Annotated in this window: 19 protein-coding genes; 11 read left to right on the plus strand and 8 right to left on the minus strand. The window is 52.0% G+C overall.

Annotated elements, in window-relative coordinates:
• The 4 genes from dnaA (at window position 1) to gyrB (ending at window position 6,350) form a co-directional block, all read left to right on the plus strand.
• Window positions 1-1,470 carry a chromosomal replication initiator protein DnaA gene (gene dnaA, locus KUO20_RS00005; RefSeq protein ID WP_235040921.1) on the plus strand — a complete coding sequence of 490 codons (1,470 nt, stop codon included), beginning with the start codon at window positions 1-3 and terminating at the stop codon, window positions 1,468-1,470.
• Between the two features lie 60 nt (window positions 1,471-1,530).
• Window positions 1,531-2,634: a DNA polymerase III subunit beta gene (dnaN, locus tag KUO20_RS00010; protein WP_235040922.1), complete on the plus strand. Its 1,104-nt coding sequence runs from the start codon at window positions 1,531-1,533 to the stop codon at window positions 2,632-2,634.
• Window positions 2,635-2,774: 140 nt separating this feature from the next.
• Window positions 2,775-3,878 (plus strand): DNA replication/repair protein RecF, encoded by a 1,104-nt coding sequence (recF, locus tag KUO20_RS00015; RefSeq protein WP_235040923.1) that lies wholly within the window; start codon window positions 2,775-2,777, stop codon window positions 3,876-3,878.
• Window positions 3,879-3,929: 51 nt separating this feature from the next.
• The gene (gene gyrB / locus KUO20_RS00020) at window positions 3,930-6,350 is read left to right on the plus strand and encodes a DNA topoisomerase (ATP-hydrolyzing) subunit B (protein WP_235040924.1); all 2,421 of its coding nucleotides are present in this window, start codon (window positions 3,930-3,932) and stop codon (window positions 6,348-6,350) included.
• Between the two features lie 133 nt (window positions 6,351-6,483).
• Here gyrB and gmhB read toward each other — a convergent pair whose 3' ends face one another.
• From gmhB to glyQ, 4 genes are all read right to left on the minus strand, one after another.
• Entirely contained in the window at window positions 6,484-7,047 is a 564-nt protein-coding gene (gene gmhB, locus KUO20_RS00025) for a D-glycero-beta-D-manno-heptose 1,7-bisphosphate 7-phosphatase (RefSeq protein WP_235040925.1), read from the minus strand.
• Window positions 7,048-7,060: 13 nt separating this feature from the next.
• Complete coding sequence (locus KUO20_RS00030) at window positions 7,061-7,849, minus strand: BUD32 family EKC/KEOPS complex subunit (RefSeq protein WP_235040926.1); 789 nt, start codon at window positions 7,847-7,849, stop codon at window positions 7,061-7,063.
• Between the two features lie 403 nt (window positions 7,850-8,252).
• A complete protein-coding gene (glyS, locus tag KUO20_RS00035; protein WP_235040927.1) occupies window positions 8,253-10,319 on the minus strand; it encodes a glycine--tRNA ligase subunit beta in 2,067 nt (688 codons plus the stop codon).
• Window positions 10,320-11,279 (minus strand): glycine--tRNA ligase subunit alpha, encoded by a 960-nt coding sequence (gene glyQ, locus KUO20_RS00040; protein WP_096282227.1) that lies wholly within the window; start codon window positions 11,277-11,279, stop codon window positions 10,320-10,322. It abuts the gene before it with no gap.
• 109 nt (window positions 11,280-11,388) lie between these two features.
• On the opposite strand from glyQ, the gene rfaD reads away from it, so the two are divergent.
• On the plus strand, window positions 11,389-12,345 hold the full coding sequence (gene rfaD / locus KUO20_RS00045) for an ADP-glyceromanno-heptose 6-epimerase (RefSeq protein WP_235040928.1): 957 nt from the start codon (window positions 11,389-11,391) through the stop codon (window positions 12,343-12,345).
• Window positions 12,338-13,381 carry a lipopolysaccharide heptosyltransferase II gene (gene waaF, locus KUO20_RS00050; protein ID WP_235040929.1) on the plus strand — a complete coding sequence of 348 codons (1,044 nt, stop codon included), beginning with the start codon at window positions 12,338-12,340 and terminating at the stop codon, window positions 13,379-13,381. Before rfaD ends, waaF begins: the two co-directional genes overlap by 8 nt.
• On the opposite strand, the gene KUO20_RS00055 is transcribed toward waaF, so the two are convergent.
• Together KUO20_RS00055 and KUO20_RS00060 are read right to left on the minus strand one after the other, a co-directional pair.
• Window positions 13,371-15,014, minus strand: coding sequence for a sulfatase-like hydrolase/transferase (locus tag KUO20_RS00055; protein WP_235040930.1), 1,644 nt, complete (start codon window positions 15,012-15,014; stop codon window positions 13,371-13,373). The genes waaF and KUO20_RS00055 overlap by 11 nt on opposite strands.
• Window positions 15,015-15,169: 155 nt before the next feature.
• Entirely contained in the window at window positions 15,170-15,922 is a 753-nt protein-coding gene (locus tag KUO20_RS00060; RefSeq protein WP_235040931.1) for a glycosyltransferase family 2 protein, read from the minus strand.
• An 82-nt stretch (window positions 15,923-16,004) separates the two neighbouring features.
• Between KUO20_RS00060 and KUO20_RS00065 the strand changes: the two genes are divergently transcribed.
• Both KUO20_RS00065 and KUO20_RS00070 read left to right on the plus strand, forming a co-directional pair.
• On the plus strand, window positions 16,005-17,042 hold the full coding sequence (locus KUO20_RS00065; protein WP_235040932.1) for a glycosyltransferase family 4 protein: 1,038 nt from the start codon (window positions 16,005-16,007) through the stop codon (window positions 17,040-17,042).
• On the plus strand, window positions 17,039-17,938 hold the full coding sequence (locus tag KUO20_RS00070) for a glycosyltransferase family 9 protein (protein WP_235040933.1): 900 nt from the start codon (window positions 17,039-17,041) through the stop codon (window positions 17,936-17,938). Before KUO20_RS00065 ends, KUO20_RS00070 begins: the two co-directional genes overlap by 4 nt.
• A 16-nt stretch (window positions 17,939-17,954) precedes the next feature.
• Here KUO20_RS00070 and KUO20_RS00075 read toward each other — a convergent pair whose 3' ends face one another.
• Window positions 17,955-18,659: a 3-deoxy-D-manno-octulosonic acid kinase gene (locus KUO20_RS00075; RefSeq protein WP_235040934.1), complete on the minus strand. Its 705-nt coding sequence runs from the start codon at window positions 18,657-18,659 to the stop codon at window positions 17,955-17,957.
• Here KUO20_RS00075 and KUO20_RS00080 point away from each other — a divergent pair.
• Genes KUO20_RS00080 through waaA form a run of 3 tightly spaced genes read left to right on the plus strand, consistent with a single transcriptional unit; the run spans window position 18,658 to window position 22,468 of the window.
• Window positions 18,658-19,749 carry a glycosyltransferase family 9 protein gene (locus KUO20_RS00080; RefSeq protein WP_235040935.1) on the plus strand — a complete coding sequence of 364 codons (1,092 nt, stop codon included), beginning with the start codon at window positions 18,658-18,660 and terminating at the stop codon, window positions 19,747-19,749. The genes KUO20_RS00075 and KUO20_RS00080 overlap by 2 nt on opposite strands.
• Window positions 19,746-21,176 carry a bifunctional D-glycero-beta-D-manno-heptose-7-phosphate kinase/D-glycero-beta-D-manno-heptose 1-phosphate adenylyltransferase HldE gene (gene hldE / locus KUO20_RS00085; protein ID WP_235040936.1) on the plus strand — a complete coding sequence of 477 codons (1,431 nt, stop codon included), beginning with the start codon at window positions 19,746-19,748 and terminating at the stop codon, window positions 21,174-21,176. Before KUO20_RS00080 ends, hldE begins: the two co-directional genes overlap by 4 nt.
• Window positions 21,176-22,468 (plus strand): lipid IV(A) 3-deoxy-D-manno-octulosonic acid transferase, encoded by a 1,293-nt coding sequence (gene waaA, locus KUO20_RS00090; protein ID WP_235040937.1) that lies wholly within the window; start codon window positions 21,176-21,178, stop codon window positions 22,466-22,468. The genes hldE and waaA overlap by 1 nt, the downstream gene beginning before the upstream one ends.
• Window positions 22,469-22,503: 35 nt before the next feature.
• Here waaA and rpiA read toward each other — a convergent pair whose 3' ends face one another.
• Window positions 22,504-23,175, minus strand: a complete 672-nt coding sequence (rpiA, locus tag KUO20_RS00095) for a ribose-5-phosphate isomerase RpiA (protein ID WP_235040938.1) — start codon at window positions 23,173-23,175, stop codon at window positions 22,504-22,506.
• Window positions 23,176-23,302: the final 127 nt, after the last annotated feature.

Here is a 23,302-nt window from a genome sequence, read left to right on the forward strand (position 1 = left end):
GTGTCACTGACGCTTTGGCAACAGTGCCTGGACAACCTGCAGGATGAACTGAATTCACAGCAGTTCAATACCTGGATACGCCCGCTGCAGGCAGAAGAAGGAGAGTCCAACGAGCTGCGCTTATTGGCGCCGAATCGCTTTGTGCGCGATTGGGTGAGCGATAAGTACGCCAAGCGGATAAGTGAGCTGATGCGTGAACTCGCACCCGCGAAACCGCCTAAGGTCAGCCTGACGGTAGGCAGTCGGCGCCCGGCAACACAGGCACCTCAGCATCGTGATTTAGGTAACCCTGTATCGGCTTCGCCGTCGCGCCCTGCCTCAGCAGCGGTGCATACGTCATCGCGTGCAGATACCGCCGACGAGCGCGAAATCGATAAATTGCGTGAGCAGCAGGCGTCTGCGCGGCGCCCCAATGAGCGCCAGGTACAGGTTGAGGGCAGCCTGAAACATGGCAGCGGCCTTAATCCTAATTTTACCTTTGATACTTTTGTTGAAGGTAAATCGAACCAGCTGGCACGCGCGGCGTCGCGTCAGGTGTCTGAAAATCCTGGTGGTGCCTATAACCCGCTGTTTTTATACGGTGGAGTGGGGCTTGGTAAAACTCACTTGATGCATGCTGTTGGCAATGCGTTAGCGACCCGGCGTGAAAATGCTCGCGTTGTCTATCTGCATTCCGAGCGATTTGTTGCCGATATGGTGAAGGCATTACAGCTTAATGCGATTAATGATTTTAAGCGCTTTTACCGCAGCGTCGATGCCTTACTAATTGATGATATTCAGTTTTTTGCGGGCAAAGAGCGCTCACAAGAAGAGTTCTTCCATACGTTCAATGCGCTCTTGGAAGGCGGCCAACAGATGATCCTGACCTCTGATCGCTATCCGAAAGAGATCAGCGGTGTAGAAGAGCGTCTGAAATCACGCTTTGGCTGGGGGCTTACGGTAGCGATTGAGCCGCCGGAGCTTGAGACACGCGTGGCCATTTTGATGAAGAAAGCAGATCAAGCTAAGGTCGATTTACCTCATGATGCGGCTTTCTTTATAGCTCAAAAAATTCGCTCCAACGTGCGTGAATTGGAAGGCGCGTTGAAAAAAGTCATCGCTGATTCGCATTTCATGGGAAAAACGATTACCCAAGATTTTATTCGCGAGTCATTAAAAGATCTGTTGGCCCTTCAAGATAAGCAGGTTGGCGTTGATAATATTCAACGTACGGTGGCGGAGTATTACAAAATTAAGGTGGCGGACTTGCTTTCTAAACGCCGTTCACGCTCCGTTGCTCGCCCCCGTCAGGTGGCGATGGCGCTGGCTAAGGAGCTAACCAATCATAGCTTGCCAGAGATTGGCGACGCTTTTGGTGGGCGTGACCACACCACGGTGCTGCACGCATGCCGCAAAGTTAAGTCGTTGCAGGAAGAAAGTGCGGACATTCGTGAGGACTATAAGAATTTACTGCGCCTGTTGACCAGTTAATCATTCCATAGAACGGGCCTGCTATGCGCAGGTCTTTCAGGATATAGAACCGGAGCATTGATGAAATTTTCGATTTCCCGAGAGGCGCTGCTACGTCCGCTGACGCTGGTCGCCGGTGTCGTCGAGCGTCGCCAAACACTGCCAGTGCTTTCTAATGTGTTGATTCAGATAGAAGGCGATCAGGTTTCCCTCACCGGTACTGATTTAGAGGTTGAGCTGGTTGGGCGTACCGTAGCAAGCCAAGTTGATCAGGCGGGTGCCGCCACAGTGCCTGCCCGAAAGCTGATGGACATTTGTAAATCACTTCCTGATCAGTCTGACATTCAGCTTAGCGTTGAAGACGGCCGCGCTATACTGCGCAGCGGTCGTTCGCGGTTTACGCTGTCAACACTGCCGGTAGCTGAGTTTCCGAATATAGAAGATGCCGACAGCAGCCAGGAAATTAGCGTGCCCCGCGGTATTTTAAAGCATCTGATTGAAGCCACCTCATTTGCCATGGCACAGCAGGATGTACGCTATTACCTCAATGGCATGCTGCTGGAAATTCAAAGTAACTTGCTTCGCACGGTAGCCACAGACGGTCACCGTTTGGCGATGTGCTCGCGGCCAATCGATGTCTCTGTTAGCCAGTCACAAAAGCTGATTGTCCCGCGTAAAGGCATCTTGGAATTGTCGCGCTTGCTAGACGACAGTGATGAGCCGGTAAGTTTAACGCTAGGCTCCAGCCACGTTCGTGCACACACCGGTGATTTCACATTTACCTCCAAGTTGATCGACGGTAAATTTCCGGATTACGAGCGTGTAGTACCGCGCAATGGCGATAAAGTGTTGATAGCTGAGCGCGCAGAGCTGCGCCAGGTGCTTTCGCGGACGGCTATTTTGTCTAATGAGAAGTACCGCGGGGTGCGCCTTTACCTTGAGGAAAATAATCTTAAAGTAATGGCCAATAATCCTGAGCAGGAGGAAGCTGAAGAAAATATCGCCATTGAGTATAACGGCGGTGCAATGGAAGTTGGTTTTAACGTTGGCTATCTCGTTGATGTGTTAACGGTGCTTAATCAAGAACGGGTGCAGATTACCCTGGCTGACCCGAACAGCAGTGCGCTGCTTGAAGAGCCAGGCGGCGGCGACGCGCTTTATGTCGTAATGCCTATGCGGCTGTAATTATATTACGTATTGTAATGAGTAAAGAGTTTGAGCGGCGCTTCTGCTATTTCAGAAGCGCCGTTTCTTCTTTAAATGTCATTGGCCTCATAGGCTCATTGGCGATCTAGCCTAAAGACATTAGAAGTGACGATAACGAGATGAGCCTAACACTGCTTAACTTCCATGGCTTGCGTAACCTTCTGCCGGTTGAGATGACGCCATCGCCGCGTATCAACGTTATTAGTGGTACTAATGGCAGTGGTAAAACGAGCCTGCTGGAAGGCGTACACATTCTAGGAATGGGCCGTTCGTTTCGTACTCGTCAGTTGAAGCATGCCATTCAATCTGAGCAGCCACATATGACGCTCTTTGGGCGTCTAAGCGGTGAACCTGAGGTTGCCCTAGGCGTTCGTCGTCTACGTGCCCAGAGAGAGCTAGAATTGCGCTTAAAAGGCGATAAGAATGCTCGGTTAGCGGAGTTGGTTGAAGCCATGCCGCTGCAGCTTATTAATCCGGATGCATTTCGGTTGCTGGAAGGATCACCGGCAGGACGTCGTGAGTTTCTCGATTGGGGTGTGTTTCACGTGGAACACGACTTTTTGGGAATATGGAAGCGTACCCGCCGTGCGCTGAAACATCGGAATGCACTGCTTAGGCGTGGTAGAATACAACCCCAGGAAATGGCTGTTTGGGAGCACGAGCTTGCCAACTGGGGTGAGCAAATGGATATGCTGCGAAGGGCATGGTTCAGCGATTTTCTGCCTGTATTTGAAGAAACCCTGAAAATGCTGTTTCCTTTGCCCGGGCTGTCATTGCGCTACGCAAGAGGGTGGGATAAAGAGCGGTCTCTTTCGGCGGTGCTCCACGATAGCCGCGCCACCGACCAGCAGATGGGGTTTACCCAGCAAGGCCCACAGCGTGCCGATTTGCGCATAAGAGTGAATAAACAACCGGCTATTGAAGTACTTTCCAGAGGCCAGCAAAAATTAGTGGTCAGTGCCATGAAGCTCGCCCAAGGCCGGTTTCTGGAAAGAACAGCACAGCGGCACTGTATTTATCTTATCGATGATCTACCTGCGGAACTTGACGAGCAAAATCGTCATCAATTTTGCCAGCTACTGGAAGATATGCAGTGCCAAGCTTTTATTACCAGCGTCGAGTCTTCTGCGTTAAGACGCACGTGGCTTCCTGATACGGCGGTCAAAATGTTTCACGTGAAACATGCTGAACATGGATTAAGCCGGTTAGTACAGGAAAGCTAAGCAGAAGCATCGACGATACGGAACGAGACAGACTTCACGACGGAGTGGTCAATGAGCGAGCAGGCTTACGATTCATCAAGCATCAAGGTGCTCAAAGGGCTGGACGCAGTACGCAAGCGCCCAGGTATGTATATCGGAGATACCGACGACGGCACCGGTCTACACCATATGGTCTTCGAATTGGTGGATAACTCCATCGATGAAGCTTTGGCGGGCCACTGCAGCGAAATTCGCGTTGTTATTCACCCTGATGAGTCGGTTACCGTTAGTGATAACGGCCGCGGTGTTCCTACCGAGCTTCATGAGGGTGAGGGCGTTTCCGCCGCTGAAGTTATTATGACCGTACTGCACGCGGGCGGTAAATTTGATGACAACTCTTACAAGGTGTCTGGCGGGCTACACGGCGTAGGTGTTTCTGTTGTTAACGCGCTTTCTGCTGAGCTGCGCCTGACCATCTGGCGCCAAGGCGAGGTGTTCGAACAGCTATATCGTCACGGTGTTCCTCAGGCACCTCTGGGCGTAGTCGGAACAACCGAAAAAAGTGGTACGCGCGTTCATTTCCGCCCTTCGCCAGAAACGTTTGGCAATATCGAGTTCCACTTTGACATATTGGCCAAGCGGCTGCGTGAACTCTCCTTTTTGAATTCCGGTGTTGCCATCCGTTTATTGGATGAGCGCAGCGGAAAAGAGGAGCTGTTTCATTACGAAGGCGGCTTAAAAGCCTTTGTTAATCACCTGAATACCAATAAGAATGTGATTAACCCGGTGTTCCACTTTAATGCTGTCCGTGAGGATGGTGTTGAAGTTGAGGTGGCTATGCAGTGGAGCGAAGCCTTCACTGAAAATATTTTCTGCTATACCAATAACATTCCTCAGCGGGATGGTGGCGCGCACTTGGCGGGGTTCCGTGCAGGCCTTACGCGTACGCTAAATAACTACATCGACGCCGAAAATCTGCTTAAAAAAGCCAAAGTGAATACCACCGGCGATGATGCCCGTGAAGGATTAACGGCGATTATCTCAGTAAAAGTCCCGGATCCTAAGTTTTCATCTCAGACAAAAGACAAGTTGGTTTCCAGCGAAGTAAAAACAGCGGTTGAGCAAGAGATGAGCCGCCTGTTTTCTGAGTACCTGGTTGAAAAACCAAGCGAAGCTAAAGCAATTGTTAATAAGATGCTAGACGCGGCGCGCGCTCGAGAAGCCGCGCGCAAGGCACGGGATATGACGCGGCGTAAAGGCGCGTTAGATATTGCCGGTTTGCCGGGTAAGCTCGCAGATTGCCAAGAGAAAGATCCGAGCCAATCTGAGCTTTACCTAGTGGAGGGTGACTCGGCGGGTGGCAGTGCAAAACAGGGGCGCGATCGCCGTACTCAGGCCATTTTGCCGCTTAAAGGTAAAATCCTAAACGTCGAGAAAGCGCGCTTCGATAAGATGCTTTCGTCTGCCGAAGTTGGTACCTTAATCACTGCGCTTGGCTGTGGCATAGGCCGTGAAGAATTTAATCCCGATAAACTGCGTTACCACTCCGTTATTATTATGACGGATGCGGACGTTGACGGTTCGCATATTCGTACTCTGCTGCTGACCTTCTTTTTCCGTCAAATGCCGGAATTAATAGAACGTGGCCATATCTTTATCGCTCAGCCGCCGCTATATAAAATTAAGCGCGGCAAGCAAGAGCTGTATCTTAAAGATGAGCAGGCGATGGTTGATTACTTAACCACGACAGCGTTGGACGGTGCTGGCCTGCATGTTAATGCTAATGCACCGGGGATTAGCGGCTCGCAGCTTGAAACGCTGGTTAACCAGTACCGCACAGTGATGAAGCGAATTGATCGCTTATCGCGCGTTTATCCCAATGAAGTGCTTAAACAGATTATTCATACGTCGGCATTGAAAGGGGAGGCGAGTCTTAAAGATCGTGTCACCATGCAGAACTGGATTGATGAGCTGCAGAAGACAATGGACGATATGGTGGCCTATGAAGGCGGGCCGCGGTATCACTTCCATCTTCAGGAAGACACTGAGCGGGCACTTTATTTACCCACCGTGTCGCTAGTCGCCCATGGCGTGACTACCGACTATGTTTGGGGGCTCGATTTCTTCGAAAGTGCCGACTATCGCGGCCTTGCTGAGCTGGGCGCAGTGTTGGATGGTTTCCTTGAGGAAGGCTCTTATATCGCTCGAGGAGAGCGTCAGAAGCCCGTGTCGCATTTTTCCGAAGTACTGGCGTGGCTTATGCAAGAAGGCCAGCGTGGCCTGTCCGTGCAGCGCTATAAAGGGCTCGGAGAAATGAACCCCGATCAGCTGTGGGACACCACTATGGATCCTGATAGTCGTCGTATGCTGCGTGTCACCATAGAAGACGCTGTAGGCGCAGATATGATGTTTAATACGCTAATGGGTGATGATGTAGAGCCGCGTCGTGAATTTATCGAGACAAATGCCCTGGTTGCCAATCTCGACGTATAAATCTTCATTGCCATGTTTCACGTGAAACAATGAAAGTGAAAATGCCGCTGGGTGAATAACCCGCGGCATTTTTTTAGTTTTAACCGTTTGTTTGTAATGCTGGCGTATCGGCGGGTTTACATTAATAAGCGATTTAATCTAGTCGTCCAGAGAGAAGCTTATCTGTAAAATCGGTTAAGTTAGTGCAGATTAATACGTCATTGAGGCCTAAATCTTTTTGAGCGGTTTTTGCGCCTTTACCCGTTTTAACGAGTGCAAGTCTACAGCCACAGGCGTGACCTGCCTGAAGGTCGCGAAGGCTATCACCCACCATCCAGCTTCCTTGCAGACTCGATAATCCTAATACACGCTGGATTTCATGAAGCAGTCCAGGCAGTGGCTTGCGGCAAGTGCAGTTATCATCAGGGCCATGAGGACAGTAGGCAACGTGGGCAATGCGGCCTCCAGCGGTCTCTACTAATGTCGTTAAACGAGCGTGCATCTTGGCAAGCTCAGTTTCATCATAATACCCCCGCGCAATGCCTGACTGATTAGTAGCTATGGCTACGCTATAGCCTGACTGGGATAAACGAGCGATGGCGTCAATTGAATCAGAATAAGGTATCCATTCATTTACGGACTTGATGTAAGCATCTGAGTCCTCATTGATGACGCCATCACGGTCAAGAATAACCAGCTGTTGAGGGTATATCGGCATAGAAATCTCGTCGTTATAGGCGCTGATTGAGTGCTGCAAGAGACTGAAGGGTAACGCTTAACTTACGTCCATCGCTACCGAAGAATTTAAAGGGTATGCGCCGTAAGTGAAGCAGCTTAGGAAGTGTTTCGCAAAAGCGCTCGCGTACGTCCTGCTTCGCATTCTTCAAGCCTTCAACTAGTGCCGGTGTTAAACGCTCATACTGCGCTGGTGATTTATAAAGCTTGCCGTATAGCGAAAAAATAAAGCAGTACCAGTCGCGTACCATGCAGTCTAGCGGTGCATGAATCTTCCCAGGATCAGTCTCAAAGTCGATAAAAACGGCTTTATCTTCAGTAATGAGAATGTTGCGTGCAAAGGCTTCACTCAGGTAGCACTCTCGCCGATGAACGTTATTAAGTGCTTCAATGCTGAGTGCTAAAATTTTATCAATGTGATCCGTATCATTCGCGCTTTTGATTTTCTCTAGCAATGTGACGGCGGGTTGTTCCGGCGTGCCGGCATCAGCCAACAGCAGTGCCTGAGGTGTTTGCGCTAGAATAGTAGGCACCGCAACGCCCGCCTTTTGTAGTGTTTCGATACGGTTAGCCTCAATGAGGATACTCTCTTCGCCACCTATATTGGGCACCGGCTTAAGCGCATCTAATTTGAGCCATACGGCCAATAGGTTAAGCGGCGCATAAACCCAGCGCGAGTTGCGCTTTGCCGCCCGCTTTAGCCACAGCTTGTCGCCATTCAGCGTATGTGGCGCCATGGTTGCCTGCTGGCGGGGAAGGGAGTCGAGTAAAAAAAGATCATACATGGGCTTGATCCTCGCGGCTAAAGGTCAAACAAGTCGGATATGCTTCCTGCCACGAAAACGACTTATCTATATAAAACGGTATGCTCTAATAATATCGTTTATTTCACGTCTAAGCTGGTCGGGAAAAAAACTAAGCATCAGTGAAATTAAGTCTAAAGCTTAGTCATGTACCCATCCGCCTCATGCGAGAATTTGAGAGGTGCTGATAGGGAACCTTTGATATATTCATTCAAAGTGTCTCAAGTTAGCTATAAAACATTAGACATAAGTTTAAGTAATCGTTTCCTCTGACCGCGTAAGGTTTTTTTCGATTGAAGGCATTGCGGGTTATTGGAATGTTTCACGTGAAACAAAAAAACCGATGACGCTAAGTCATCGGTTAGGGGAGGGGCGAGGTAAAAGGTTATTGAGGCAGTAGCGAGATATCGGCTATCTTTAAAAACAGCCCTTGAAGGCTAACAAGTAGCGCCAATCGATTGCGCTGAATAGCCGGATCATCTGCCATGACCATTACCTGATCAAAGAAGGCATCCACAGGCTCGCGAAGGGTGGCCAGTATGTCGAGCGCTATCTGGTATTCACCCAATGCAAACAGCGGTGCCACCTGCGCTTGGTTAACCGTTATCGCATCGAACAGTTTCTTCTCAGCGCCTTCTTCCAGCAATGCAGGGTCGACCTGAGTGATGTCGCTATTGGCCTGCTTCGCCAAAATGTTGGAAACACGCTTATTGGCGGATGCTAGCGCTGCGGCTTCTTCGCGTTGAGTAAAGGCTTTAACAGCGCGAAGGCGGCGAGCGAAATCAAGCGGGTTTGTCACCGGGCGTGCGCGCACAGCAAGGTACATTTCTGCACTAATGCCTTCATCCTGGCCCCAGGCGCGGAAACGATCCAGCATATAAGTAAGCACGTCTTCCACAAGCCCGTCTGCCTTAGGCAGGTCCTTGTGCTGCTCTGCGGCAACGTTAAGAAGCTCGCGCAGATCAAGATTAAGCTCGCCCTTAACTAAAATGTTAAGCACGCCAATCGAGGCGCGGCGCAAAGCGAAGGGATCTTTTGCGCCAGTAGGGCGTTGACCAATTCCAAAGATACCGACCAGGGTATCCAAGCGGTCAGCCAAGGCGAGTGCTTTGCCGGTTGCGCTTTGGGGAATGACATCGGTGGCAAAACGGGGCAAGTACTGCTCTTCAAGTGCCTGAGAAACCTCGGCAGGCTCACCATCTTGCTCAGCGTAATAGCGGCCCATAATTCCCTGAAGTTCGGGAAATTCGAGTACCATTTCGGTGACTAAGTCGCACTTGGCCAGCGCCACGGCGCGCTGAGCATGGGCAACGTCCGCATTGATCTTTTCTGCAATAAAATTCGCCACGACGGCGCTGCGACGCGCCTTGTCCGCCAGGCTGCCTAACTGCTGTTGGAATACAACGCTTTCCAGCAGGGCCGTCCTGGAGGCAAGTGTGCGCTTACGATCGACTTCGTAGAAAAAAGCGGCGTCGGCTAAACGCGGACGAATCACTTTTTCATTACCGGAAATAACCTGGTCCGGGTCCGCGCTATCGATATTGGCAATGGTGATAAAGAGCGGTTTCAGCTTGCCGGCGTCATCTAAAAGGTGGAAATACTTTTGGTTGGCCTTCATGGATGAAATTAGGCATTCGGCCGGTACTTCCAGGAAGCGCTCATCAAAGCTTCCGGTAAGCGCTACCGGCCACTCAACTAAACCGCTTACTTCTATGAGAAGATCTTCGTCAATAACGGCATTGGCTTCTTGCACTTCGGCTTCCGCCAATACCTGCTCGCGGATGCGCTCACGGCGCTGTGCGCGGTCTACCAGCACATATGCATTTTCCAAACTGGCGACGTAGTCATCGGCATGCGCCAGCTGAATAGCATCCGGCGCATGAAAGCGGTGACCGAAGGTCGTGCGGCTAGCCTGCAAGCCAAGCACTTCAGCGGCCACAACGTCGTTGCCGTAAAGCGCTAAAAGCCAGTGCACGGGACGCGAAAATTCAATCCGCGACGCACCCCAGCGCATATATTTAGGGACCGGAAGTGCGCTGATAGTTTTGCGCAGAATCTCAGGCAGCAATGCCTGAATCGACTCGCCTTGCTGCTGCTCACGAAATGCCAGCCAGGTGCCTTTATCGGTGTCTAAATGAATCAGGTCGTCCACCGTGACGCCGCAAGAGCGGGCAAAACCTTCGGCAGCTTTGGTGGCAACGCCATCTTTAAAGGCGGCTGCCAGGGCAGGGCCACGCCGTTCAACGTCACGATCGGGCTGCTTGTCCTCAAGCTCGAACACCTGCACTGCCAGCCGTCGCGGGGTCGCAAAAGCCGCAACGCTGGCAAAGGGAACGTCGGCTTCCTTTAGGCCTTTTTCAATGCCGGCGGCAAAGGCGTCCGACAGTGCGTCCAACGCTTTTGGCGGTAGCTCTTCAGCACCTAGTTCTAATAAGAGCGTATTAACAGCCATTTAATCGTCTCCCTGGTCGGCGAGTAGTTCGCGGCGAAGTATTTCTGGCGCCATGGGGAAACCTTCTGCCTTGCGCGACTCAAAGTAAGCGGTGGCAACATCACGGGCCATCGTCCGAACGCGTAAAATAAAGCGCTGACGTTCGGTGACCGAAATAGCGTGACGTGCATCTAATAGGTTAAACGTGTGCGATGCTTTCAGGACCTGCTCGTATGCAGGCAGAGGCAAGCTTGCTGCGAGTAGTTTGCTGCACTCTTTTTCCTGATGGTCGAAGGAGGCGAATAGCTGGTCGACATCGGCATGTTCAAAATTATAGGCAGATTGTTCGCGCTCGTTTTGCAAGTAAACGTCGCCGTAGGTGACCTTGCTACCGTCTGGCGCCGTGGCCCAAACAAGGTCGTAAACGCTGTCGACGTTTTGCAGGTACATAGCGATACGCTCAAGCCCGTAGGTGAGCTCGCCAGTGACCGGATAGCACTCAATGCCACCTGCCTGCTGAAAGTAGGTAAACTGCGTAACTTCCATACCGTTGAGCCAGATTTCCCAGCCAAGGCCCCAAGCACCCAGCGTAGGAGACTCCCAGTTGTCTTCTACAAAGCGCACATCGTGAACCAGCGGGTCTAGGCCTAGCCGCTTGAGCGAGCCTAGATACAAGTCCTGGAAGTTACTCGGCGATGGCTTCATCACCACTTGGAACTGATAATAGTGCTGTAGGCGGTTAGGGTTTTCGCCATAGCGACCATCGGTGGGGCGTCGTGAAGGTTGCACGTAGGCAGCATTCCACGTTTCTGGCCCAATCGCGCGTAGAAACGTCGCTGGGTGGAAAGTGCCTGCGCCGACTTCCATATCGAGCGGCTGGAGAATGACGCAACCCTGTTCTGCCCAGTACTGCTGCAGAGCAAGGATCAAGCCTTGAAAGGTCGACACATCAGGTGTCGATTGGTTTGTCGAGACACTCATCGCGGAAAGCACCGTTGGCCATGAATTCATAAGGCGTCAAGTATACAATCCTAGGCAGATGGGTTATAGGCACGTATGCCAACAAGCCGCTTTAGATAAGGAGAACAGCATGATTGTGATCACAGGCGGTGCCGGTTTTATCGGGGCCAACTTGGTTAAAGCGTTAAATGCACGCGGCAGAAACGACGTGATGGTGGTCGACGATTTGCGCGACGGCACCAAATTCGCCAACTTAGCCGACTGCACGCTGGCAGATTATCTGGATAAAGACGACTTTCTCGCCAGAGTAAAAGCAGCGCTGAGAGGCGAGAGCGTCGACTTACCTAAGATTGAAGCCATTTTCCATGAAGGCGCTTGTTCGGATACCACCGAATGGGACGGCCATTACATGATGGAAAATAACTTCGAGTACTCCAAGGTGTTGCTGAATTATTGCGAACAGCAGGGTATCCCATTTCTATACGCATCCTCTGCTGCGACCTACGGTGGAAGCGAGGTATTTAAAGAAACCCCCGAGTGTGAAAAGCCGCTCAACGTTTATGGCTATTCAAAGCTGCTGTTTGATCAGCACGTGCGTTCGCGTTGGAGCGAGCTGACGACCCAGGTGGTGGGCTTTCGCTATTTCAATGTGTACGGGCCCCGTGAGCAGCATAAGGGCAAAATGGCCAGCGTGGCGTACCACAATCATCTGCAAGTACGTAACGATGAATCGCTGAAGCTGTTTGGCGCCTATGGGGGCTTTGATGCGGGCATGCAGAGCCGCGATTTCGTGTATGTCGGTGACGTCGTCGATGTGAACCTATGGTTTTTGGATAACCCGGGTAAGTCAGGCATTTTCAATCTGGGTACCGGACGAGCTGAGCCTTTTAAAGCGATTGGAGAGGCGGTGATCGATTTCTATGGCAAGGGTGAGATCGACTACATCGCTTTTCCTGACGAATTGAAAGGGCGCTATCAGAGCTATACGCGTGCCGATATTGAGGCGCTGCGTGGCAGCGGCTGTGATGTTGAATTTAAAACCGTTGCTCAAGGGGTTAAGGCCTACTTGGGGTGGTTGAATGGCTAACCCAGTGCCGCGTCTGCTGATTGTTGGCCCTTCATGGGTCGGCGATATGGTCATGGCACAAAGCCTGTTTATGACCTTAAAAGCCCGCCAGCCCGGTGCGACGATTGCCGTCGTTGCTCCGGCGTGGTCCCAGCCTATTTTAGAGCGCATGCCCGAAGTAGATGAGGTATTGCCACTGACGGTGGGCCACGGGGAATTTGGCTTAGCTAGCCGCCTCAAGCTTGCCAAGCAGCTGCGTGGACGCTTTGATCGCGCCATTGTGTTGCCTCGGTCTTGGAAGGCCGCGCTGGTCCCTTTTATGGCGCGGATACCCGAGCGTGTTGGCTTTATAGGCGAGCATCGCTACGGGCTGCTGAAAGAGCGCCGTAAGCTCAACAAGCAGGTGCTTGATCAAACGGTAAAGCGCTTTGTATCGCTGGGGCTTCCGTTGGCAGAAGCGGCTAGCGGCGACTTTTTACTACCCAAGCCCCGTTTGCAGGTTGACTGCGATAATTTGGTGAACCTGCGCCTGGCTCATTCGCTTTCATCGCGCCCGGCCATTGGTTTAATGCCGGGCGCCGAGTACGGCCCTGCCAAACAGTGGCCCGTCAGTTATTTTCATGCGCTAGCAAAACGGCTGGTGCAAGACGGCTTCGAGGTGCGCGTGCTGGGTGGACAAAAAGATCACGCGGCAGGAGAGGCGATAGTGCAAGGGCTTGCCCATGCCCATAACCTCTGCGGTAAAACGCAGCTGGCCGATGCGGTTGATCTACTGGCCGATTGCCGACAGGTGGTCACCAACGATTCAGGTTTGATGCACGTGGCGGCGGCGGTAGGGGTTCGCGTCCATGCGCTGTATGGCTCTTCATCGCCCGTCTACACGCCGCCAATGACGGATAACGCCGCCATCCACTATCTTGCACTATCCTGCTCGCCCTGCTTTGAGCGCACCTGTCCACTAGGGCATACCAATTGCCTTAACCAGCTGAGCGTTGGTCAGGTGTATCAAGCAATACACGCTGATCGGCAGCGGGACTGTATGATGGCTAATGAATGATATCAATTTCGTCGGCAATATCCGCTGGCGTTTCCAGCGTTTGCTCTAGAGGAGGGGCTTCCTGGGGTTCACGGCGCTGAGGAGATATCCCGTCCCACAGACGGTGCTGGAGCGCTGTCTCCTCTCTTAAGCGCTGATTTACCATTTCAATGCCATGAACTTCGACCAGCGTCTGCTGATCACTGAATAACGACGTTCCCAGGCCTGCTCGCTGTTCTGGTAAGTTAAATCCTAGCGCATCCAGCAGCGTGGGAAAGATATCCAGCGTCGTCGCATCGCGGCGAATACGCCGGGGCTCAATGCCGTCTCCGATCATAATCAGCGTATTATCACGGTCCATCGCCGTCAGCTGATCCCAGACAGACACACGCATCGTAAGATGATCACTGAGTACCATGACGAGCGTGTTATCGAGAAGTCCTTCTGCCTCTAAGCGCTCAATAAAACGACGCGCTAGCCACGCCGAACACTGCACGGAATACAGAATATCCTGCCCATCGAATTCGCCCTGTTGTTCCGCACAGGCTTGCGAGGGGTAACCGTGCGGCGCATGGCCAGCAAGGTTGAGGCTCACAACGCCCCAGGGGCCATTATCTTCGCTACTTAAGCGGCGTATTTCGTCGGCGGTTATATCGTAAAGGGAGTCGTCATACAGCCCCCAGCTGTTGACATACTCAGGGTCGTCTAGCAGCGGCTCTAGGTCTTCACGACCTTTCACGGTAGTGAATTGATGGCCACGATAAAACAATCCTTTGCCTGCAAACTGAGTACTGGCACCGCCTAAATAGCTCAGCTGATAGCCCTGCTTGGCAAGTACGTCACCAAGACAATCGACGCCTGGTGCAACTTTTGAAAGCGGCTCAAATTGAGAGTCGTGGATAAGGCCGGCTGGCATTAAAGGGACGCCACACTGGCTGGCGATCATTCCGGCCATCGTCCAGCCGGTATTATCCATCTGACGTATACCTTCAAAGACCGCGCCTCGCTCTCCAAGCGCATCGAGGTCTGCGTAAACATCGCCGAAAAGCTCGTCTGAGTAAGTACGTTCCATGCTCTCTAGATACATAATGAGTAAATTGGGCGGATCTTGTAGCTCTTCGGTGGGCGGTGCCTTATAGCGACGGTCCAGCCAAGCCCCGTCATCAGTGACAATGGATGCGCTGCGCTGGCCTAAGCCAAACAGCAGCGGGTTGCTAGCCAGCAGTACAATAGCGAAAAAGCGCTCGGCTAATCGCCAGCGTTGGTCATGGCGCGATAGCCAAGTAACAGCCGCCAGCGCGCCGATCATGACCAGCGTATAAAGCACGGCGGTCAGCATTTTACCCGCGCCACCGTGCTCAGCGATACCTGCCTGAAGATGGAAAAAAACCGCCCCTAAGTCAACAATGCCAAAACTATCTGCCAAGTAAACGTAGATACCCCAAATGCTTAGCGGTACCAGTGACCACGGCCAGACTTTGCGATAACGAGCATTAGCGGGCTGGCCCCAGCGCAGCTTAAGCCCTAGGCCAATCCATACGGCAGCGACAATGAACAGTGTCCACCACGGCAGGCGTGTCAGCACGGTAACGGCATAACCAAGACACAAACCAATAATAACTAACGCTATTTTTTGAATAGCACGAGAGTGCATAGATAACCTATTTTGTCAGGCGAATTCCGTAAACAATCTAACGTCGCTTTATGTAATTGAAGGCAGGTTAATAAACGCTTAAGTTCTGACCTTGCCCATGATGTCTAATGCGTGCAGAACGGTCGCTATGAAAGGGTGCGGGTACCGCTGTTAAGTCATTTGCCGCTTCTTACCGACTGTTTTATATATTTCCAAAAGACGCCGTTGGCGTTTGAAACAGCAATGACTAATCCTCTCCAACCATCGAGCCAACCGTGCTGTAGTACATAGGTACGTAAAAAAGCAAAGATGGCTTTTAGAAAAACGATCGCTGCAGGGTAGTTTTTAAGCTTTCCTGACTCGGCGCGAAGACTCGAGTAACGGTTTATTTTTTCAAGAAACTGAGACAAATCTGTCACGGCAGTATGTTCAATGATGCCTGACAGCCGCTGCACACGGCTGGTCTCGCTTAGCAGAATAGATTCGTGAACCATCGCATCATTAAAATTATGGCAGCGCCGGTTGAATAGACGCACGAGCCAGTCATTACCCCATCCCGAATAGCGAACAGGCCTGCCCATCATCCAATTCTCGCGTCGGATCTCTCCAAGGTCGTTAGAGGCAGCGCTGGGGCACCATAAGGCGATGGCCTCAATAAGCTCCCTGGAGGGAGCCTCGTCGGCATCTAGCGATAAGATCCAGTCATGTTTCGCTAAAGAGACCGCAAAACGCTTTGTTGGCCCAAAGCCAAGAAAGTCACCTTCATGCAGAGATACGTTCGAATAGCCAGAGGCTACACGCGTGGTGTCGTCGCTTGAGCCGTTGTCATAAACCACAACGTCATCGAAACATTGCAAGGCGTCCAGGGTACGCCCCAGCGTCGAGGCAGCATTTCGAGTGATGATAACTACGCTAATGCCAGCGGGCATGAGGATGTCTGTCCTGTCAGAGAGTGAGAAAGCAATGCTATTATATCGGCTTTTCAAGCCAAATGACTCCCAGGAGGCGCTTTTGCACATTATTCATGTCAATCTGGCCAAAGGCTTTCGTGGAGGAGAGCGTCAAACAGTCCTTTTAATTCAAGCACTCGCTAAGCTAAGTGAGATAAAGCGCCAAACACTCGTGTGCCAATTGTTGTCACCGCTGCGTGCTGAATTAGCCGATATTCCAGGCGTGGTTTTTGTTAATGCAGGTCATCAATTGGCTGGCCATAGGAAGGCAGGCAGCGCTGATATTGTACATGCGCATGAAGCCAAAGCAGTGCATTGGGCCTGGCTGCATAATAAGCTTTATCAAACGCCTTATATTATTACCCGCCGTGTCGATACGCCTATTAAGCGTAAATGGAGCAATATCGTTTTTTATAGAAATGCAGGCTACTGCGTGGCGATTTCAAGCGTTATTGCCGAACAGCTAAAAAGCTTTACAACCTCTCCTATCTACACGATTCCAAGCGCTCATTCTGGGGCTGTCAACGACGCTGAAATAGCCGTTGAATTTAGGCAACAGTATCCAGATAAAATTATTGTTGGCCACGTTGGTGCGCTTGTGGATCGTCATAAAGGGCAGCGTATTTTAATAGAAGTAGCAAAAACGTTAGACCATGATTATCCAGAGTATATTTTTGTTTTTTTCGGCAAAGGCGAAGACGAAGCAGCGCTTAAGAAAGAAAGCGAAGATGCTAATAATATTGTCTGGATGGGCTTTAAAGAAAATGTTAATGATTATTTGTCTGGATTCGATGTTTTTGTATTTCCCTCAAGAAATGAGGGATTAGGGTCGGTGCTTTTGGACGTGATGAACGCTCGTGTTCCTATTATAGCGAGCGATGTCGGCGGCATTCCTGATCTTATAAAAACTAATGAAACAGGTTTTTTGGTGGCTGTCGGGAGTGCTAGTGATATAAAAGATCGGCTCTTAACGCTCAAAAGCAACGTTATATTAAGACATCATGTTGTAGATACTGCATTTTCATCATTGCATCTTTACAGTAGCGATGCGATGGCTGAGAAATATAGTCAGCGATATAAAGAGTTAGCACAAAAATGACAGCGCTATTGAATGAACGCTATATTGTAATTTTTTTACATAACAGGCCTTTTTTTGGTGCCCATTTAGTACACGTGCCATTTTTAGCGATGCTAAGAAAAAAGTATCCTGGGGCTAAACTGGTTGGCGTAACAAAAAATAGTGGTGCTAGCTTTCTTGTCGATAGTGGGTTTTTAGATAGTTTAGAAGTTATTGACAAGAGAGATAAATTTAGTTTACTCAAAAAATATAATTTTGATATTGGGTTTAATCTGAGACCTTCGAGTATTGGTGTTGCTCTCCAAATGCTGCTGTTAAAGATACCTCATCGCGTTGGGTTTAAGAAAACGGGTGCTTTTTATACGCATGCGCTACCGTTAGATGTATCTATCTATAGAGCGGATTTGTTTTTAAAATTAATGAATGAAACATGCGCATCTTCTGTTCCTCATTTGAAATCATTTATTAGCCACGATGAACGTTTTTTAGGCAGTGTTTTACTCGTCCCCGGGGCTGGTAAAGAGGAAAAGAAGTGGCCAATAGAAAAATACATGCAGTTGGCTGATCAGTTTGTTGAAGGCGGTGAGAAAAACGTATTTTTTATCACCGGCCCGCAAGAAGCGGAAGAAGCCAGAATACTAAAAAGTAAAGGTTATACGGTTTTTAATCAGCCGAGCGTCGATCTTCTGTTTAGCATGGTAGCAGGGTGTAAGATTTTTATTAGCAATGACTGTGGGCCTTCTCACATTGCCCATATTCTGGGCGTCAGGCAAGTTGTGCTATTTAAAGAGTCTCTGCCTGAGTGGTTTTTGACAAGAGACAATAGCCGTTCTATTTTTTGCTCTCTTGGTGTCCCTGCCATTAAGGTTGATGACGTAATGCAGCTAGCACGGGAGCTGTTAGAGAAAAATGCCTAGTGTAAAATCTATGTGATTACTGATAGCCCTCTAGTATCGATGAATAGCTATTTTCCGCGTTAAATTTAATGAGCGACCGCTTCAGGCGCGTTAAGTTGTCGTTCTGCCACTTGCCCGGCGAACGTAGTCGGCAGCGGTCTAAGTCGATCAACCACGGCGTGCCGCTGCTATCGATCAGAATGTTGCGGGCATTTAAGTCCACGTGGTCAAGTCCTGCCTGATGGAAGCGTTGAACCATCGAACCTACTTGCTGCAATAAAGCATCATCCGCCTGTCGATGATTAAGCAGCTCGGCTAGCGCCCGTGCGCCTTTAATGCGTACCGTTATCAACGCAGCCTCATAGGTTAAACCATGGCGGGTAACGCAGCTGGCGACAGGGCGCGGTACGGGGAGTCCTTGCGCAAAAAGGGCGGCGGTTAAACGCAGTTCACGAAACGCCCGTGTACGCTCAGCCCCTGTCCAAAGATAGCGTTTTTCACTTAGTTTGGCCGCCATGCCGCCGCGTCGATAAGGCCTTAATACCCACTGTTCAGTAGGCGTTGCCTGCAGAAAAAAGCTGCTACCTCGCCCCGGGGCTTCGCCCACAATGAGCCCCTGCCTGCGCCAATAATCGCTGGTGAATAAGGCCGGATGAATTTGGTGTGTTCCCGGTGCGTCACATAAACTGTCTGCATCATGTAAAATCAGACTATTTTTCTGCCGGAGTGCCGCTAAGCGCATGAAGCCCTCTCTGCCTGTTCAGCCCAAACACATTGCCATTTTGCGCCTCTCTGCTTTAGGAGACGTATGCAATCTGGTGCCCACGGTGCGGGCGTTACAGCGCCAGTGGCCTGACGCACGTATTACCTGGATTATAGGTAAGGGGGAGCACAGTCTACTGGCAGGCCTTTCCGGGGTCGAGTTCGTCGTTTACGACAAATCAACCGGCCTTGCCGGCATGCGCGCGCTGTGGCGTCAGCTTGCCGATACTCGCTTTGATGTGCTTCTGCATATGCAGCAGGCCATTCGCGCCAGCGTTCTGTCACTGGGACTAAAGGCCAATGTGCGGGTGGGTTACGACAAAGCGCGTGCCAAAGATGCTCAGCACTGGTTTACCCAGTATCAGCTAGCGCCCCATGCCAATGCTCACGTGCTGGAGTCGTTTATGGACTTTGCACGCGTGCTGGGGGTAGAAGACGATCGATTGGAATGGAACCTACCCATCTCGTCGACGGCGCTAAACGAGGCGCGCGTGATTAGCGGCGAGACGCCTTATCTAGTGATTAATCCTTGCAGCAACGTCCGCCTGCGTAATTTCCGCAATTGGTCGGTAGAGGGTTACGCCAGTGTTATTGAACATGCTTGGGTACATCACGGTCTTAAAAGCGTGTTGACCGGCGGGGGTAGTGCTCAAGAGCGTGCAATAGGCGATCACATTGAAACGCTTTGTCAGCCTGGCAGCGTCATTAATGCTATTGGCGGCACGTCCTTGAAAGGGGTTTTGGCGCTGATTGACCAAGCCCGCGCAGTGATCGCGCCAGATACCGGGCCTATTCATATGGCCAACGCCGTGGGCACACCGGCGCTGGGGCTATACGCATCGACCAATCCTATGCGCGCGGCGCCCTATTGCTGGCGTGACTTCGCGGTCAACGCTTATCCAGAGGCTGTGCGTACCTATCTCCACAAATCGGTGGAGGACGTTAATTGGGGCCAGCGAGTTCGTCATCCCAGCGCCATGATGCTGATTAAAGCAGATGATGTTATCGCCAAATTAGATGCACTTTTGGCGCATACCGCTGTAACGGCTAGCGTTAAGGAGCATCCATGAAAATTGATTTAACTGCCCTAGAGCATGCCCGTGTGCTGGTCGTGGGAGATGTGATGTTAGACCGCTACTGGCACGGTGGTACTTCGCGTATTTCGCCGGAGGCGCCGGTGCCGGTGGTGCGCGTCGAAGATGTTGAGGACCGCCCGGGCGGAGCCGCTAATGTGGCGTTGAACATTACGTCGTTAGGAGGCCACGCCGTATTGGCAGGAGTGGTCGGGGAAGACGATAACGCTCGGCTGCTGGAAGCTAGTCTTTTGGCTTCCGGTGTGAGCACTTACTTTCAGCACAGTGCCGATGTGCCAACGATTACAAAGCTTCGTGTGATGAGTCGTAACCAGCAGCTGCTGCGCCTGGATTTTGAGCAGCGCTTGGATAGTGTCGATACCAACGAGCTGTTAGCCCACGTGGAAGCGGCGCTACCTTACTGCGATATTGTGATCCTTTCTGACTATGGCAAAGGCACGCTGAACCAAGTTGAAAGCCTCATCGCTAAGGCGCGTGCCAGCGGTAAGCGCGTGTTGATTGATCCCAAGGGACAAGATTTCAGCAAGTACCGCGGGGCGAGTTTAATGACCCCCAACTTGGCTGAATTTGAAGCGGTTGTTGGGCCTTGCGCCACCGATGCCGAGCTATCAAGCCGCGGTGAAGCGCTGCGCGCTGAGTTAGCGTTGGAAGCGCTGCTCATTACCCGTAGCGAAAAAGGCATGACGCTGATCCGCGAAGGCCAGCCACCGCTGCATTTACCGACGCGTGCCCAGGAAGTATTTGATGTGACCGGCGCGGGCGATACCGTTATCGGCCTGATGGGGTTGGCATTAGCCGCGGGGCACGCACTGCCCGAGGCCATGATGCTGGCTAATTTAGGTGCGGGGTTAGTGGTGGCCAAGCCTGGCACGGCCATCCTATCAATCGCCGAGCTGTATACCGCCTTGCACGGCGACAAGCTGGCCGAGTTTGGGGTGATTGAGCCCGCGGTACTGGCGGATGCGGTGCGTGCCGCTCAGCTGCGCGGTGAGCGGGTGGTGGTGACCAACGGGTGCTTTGATATTTTGCACGCCGGCCACGTTGCCTACCTGGAGCAGGCAAAGCGGCTCGGTGACCGTTTAATCGTGGCTGTGAATGACGATGCTTCCATTGGCCGCCTCAAGGGGCCTAAGCGTCCAATCAATCCGCTAATCCGACGTATGCAGGTGTTAGCGGGGCTCGGCGCAGTGGATTGGGTTGTGCCGTTTAGTGATGACACGCCCCAGGCGCTGATCGAATCGATACTGCCGGATATTTTGGTTAAAGGCGGTGACTATCGGCCCGAAGATATCGCCGGCGGGGCCGCCGTTATTGCCAATGGGGGCGAGGTGCAGGTGCTTGGGTTCGAAGACGGTGTCTCGACCTCGGCGATGATTAGCTCCATTCTAGATCGCGAGCGCTAATGGCCTCACTGGCCTGGCCACGGCTTGCGTACTCAGCGACGCTTTATATACTTTCGCCGTTGATCGGCTGGCGTATCTGGCGAGAGCAAGTGAGCACTCACTCGCGCTGGCAGCGGCTTGGCATAAGACTTGGCTCACTTCCGCCAGCGCCACGCATCTGGCTGCACTGCGCCTCGGTGGGCGAAGTGCGTGCTGCCCGGCCGCTGATTGAAGGGCTCTTAAAGGCTTATCCAGGGCATAGCGTTGTGCTGACGACCATGACGGCTAGCGGCGCTGGGCAGGTCAAGGCACTGATCAATGGGCAGCTCACCCACAATCAAGCCCGGCTGATGCATTGCTTCCTGCCGCTGGATTTTCCCGGCGCGGCTAAACGCTTTGTGCGGCGTGTTCAGCCTGAGCTGGCTATTTTATTTGAAACCGAGCTGTGGCCCAACGTGATACACGCCTGTTGCCAGCAAGACGTGCCGGTGGCTGTCGTTAATGGGCGTTTATCGCCACGGGCTTTTAAACGCTATCAGCGCTTACGCCCGTTAATGGCCAGCACGCTTGCCGATATTCGCTGGCTAGCCGCAAAATCACCGGCAGACGCCGAGCGTTTTAAAGCGCTCGGTTGCCGTGCAGAAGCCATCAGCCTCGTTGGCTCGTTGAAGTTCGAAATGGCCAGTCAGAAAGAGGCTCTGAATGAAGGTGAGCGCTTACTTCAAAAGTGGGGAGAGCGCCCGGTTTGGGTAGCGGGTTCCACCCGCGAAGGCGAAGAGGCGCTCTTGCTTGAGGCCCATCGCCAACTGCTGCGATGCTATCCAGAGGCGCTGCTGGTCGTGGTGCCCCGCCATCCCCAGCGTTTTGATGATGTAGCCAACGTTTGTCTCGCTGAAGGTTGGGCGCTCAGCCGCCGCAGCCAGCAGCAGCCCGTGACGGCGCAAACACAGGTTTATCTAGGTGATACGCTGGGCGAACTAGCAACGCTGTATGCGGCGGGGCGTGTGGCCTTTGTGGGGGGCAGCATGGTGCCGCTTGGAGGGCACAATGTGCTAGAACCGGCAGCGCTAGGAAGGCCCGTGCTCAGCGGCCCTTATATCGAAAATTTTGCCGATGTGGCTGAGCCGCTACAGGCGGCAGGGGCGCTAACGCTGGTTGAAAATCCTGCGGCTTTGGCGAGCGCCTTAACGGATTATTTCGCTAATCCGCAGCTTGCCCTCCAAGCGGGGCAAGCCGGTCGTGAAGTGATTCATCGCCATACTGGTGCACTGGCCCGAACGCTTGAGGGGCTGAAAGCGCTGTTGCCTCGTTAACGCACTGACTTAACGGGCTAATTTAACGGGCTCATTTAAAGAACTATGCGCTCTACGCCGCCGGGTTTACCCAACAGCAGCACATCGGCGCTGCGAGCGGCAAACAGGCCGTTGGTGACGACGCCGACGATGGCGTTGATTTTGGCCTCCATTGCGACAGGGTCACTAATCATGAAATCGTAGCAGTCGATAATTGGATTGCCGTTGTCTGTCAGCACTCCCTGGCGGTAAACCGGCTCTGCACCCAGCGCCACCAGCTCACGGGCGACATAGGAACGTGCCATGGGAATGACCTCAACCGGTAAGGGGAAGTTGCCAAGCTTCGGTACGTACTTGGAGCCATCTGCGATGCAGATAAAGCGCTCGGCGCAGGCGGCGACAATCTTTTCACGGGTAAGCGCAGCGCCGCCGCCTTTAATCATATGTAAGTTAGCATTCACTTCGTCTGCGCCGTCTATGTAAAAAGGCACCGTGCCAACGCTGTTTAGCTCAAATACCTCAATGCCAAGCTTTTCGAGACGTTGAGCACTTGCGTCTGAACTAGCCACGGCACCTTGAAATAGATGACGTAGCGGGCCGAGGCGATCAATAAATAGATTGGCCGTAGAGCCCGTACCGATGCCTAAGATGGTATCTTTTTCGAGCTGCGATTTAATTTCTTCAATCGCAGCGTCCGCCACCGCGGCCTTCAATTCATCCTGATTCATTAGCAAGCCTGTGCATTAGAAATGAGATAGTCACGTTAGTATAACGGCCTAAACGGTGCTTGCCGATGGAAACACGGCTAGACGCCGCTAGCCGTAATCTGCTACCAATAAAAGCTTTGTCCGTTCA

It is taken from the genome of Vreelandella profundi (assembly GCF_019722725.1).
In the GTDB taxonomy this organism is placed as follows: Bacteria; Pseudomonadota; Gammaproteobacteria; order Pseudomonadales; family Halomonadaceae; genus Vreelandella; species Vreelandella profundi.

Coding starts and splice junctions, on each gene's coding strand:
- dnaN (WP_235040922.1), top strand. CDS start 1,531: ATGAAATTTTCGATTTCCCGAGAGGCGCTGCTACGTCCGCTGACGCTG.
- recF (WP_235040923.1), top strand. CDS start 2,775: ATGAGCCTAACACTGCTTAACTTCCATGGCTTGCGTAACCTTCTGCCG.
- gyrB (WP_235040924.1), top strand. CDS start 3,930: ATGAGCGAGCAGGCTTACGATTCATCAAGCATCAAGGTGCTCAAAGGG.
- gmhB (WP_235040925.1), bottom strand. CDS start 7,047: ATGCCGATATACCCTCAACAGCTGGTTATTCTTGACCGTGATGGCGTC.
- KUO20_RS00030 (WP_235040926.1), bottom strand. CDS start 7,849: ATGTATGATCTTTTTTTACTCGACTCCCTTCCCCGCCAGCAGGCAACC.
- glyS (WP_235040927.1), bottom strand. CDS start 10,319: ATGGCTGTTAATACGCTCTTATTAGAACTAGGTGCTGAAGAGCTACCG.
- glyQ (WP_096282227.1), bottom strand. CDS start 11,279: ATGAGTGTCTCGACAAACCAATCGACACCTGATGTGTCGACCTTTCAA.
- rfaD (WP_235040928.1), top strand. CDS start 11,389: ATGATTGTGATCACAGGCGGTGCCGGTTTTATCGGGGCCAACTTGGTT.
- waaF (WP_235040929.1), top strand. CDS start 12,338: ATGGCTAACCCAGTGCCGCGTCTGCTGATTGTTGGCCCTTCATGGGTC.
- KUO20_RS00055 (WP_235040930.1), bottom strand. CDS start 15,014: ATGCACTCTCGTGCTATTCAAAAAATAGCGTTAGTTATTATTGGTTTG.
- KUO20_RS00060 (WP_235040931.1), bottom strand. CDS start 15,922: ATGCCCGCTGGCATTAGCGTAGTTATCATCACTCGAAATGCTGCCTCG.
- KUO20_RS00070 (WP_235040933.1), top strand. CDS start 17,039: ATGACAGCGCTATTGAATGAACGCTATATTGTAATTTTTTTACATAAC.
- KUO20_RS00080 (WP_235040935.1), top strand. CDS start 18,658: ATGAAGCCCTCTCTGCCTGTTCAGCCCAAACACATTGCCATTTTGCGC.
- KUO20_RS00075 (WP_235040934.1), bottom strand. CDS start 18,659: ATGCGCTTAGCGGCACTCCGGCAGAAAAATAGTCTGATTTTACATGAT.
- hldE (WP_235040936.1), top strand. CDS start 19,746: ATGAAAATTGATTTAACTGCCCTAGAGCATGCCCGTGTGCTGGTCGTG.
- waaA (WP_235040937.1), top strand. CDS start 21,176: ATGGCCTCACTGGCCTGGCCACGGCTTGCGTACTCAGCGACGCTTTAT.
- rpiA (WP_235040938.1), bottom strand. CDS start 23,175: ATGAATCAGGATGAATTGAAGGCCGCGGTGGCGGACGCTGCGATTGAA.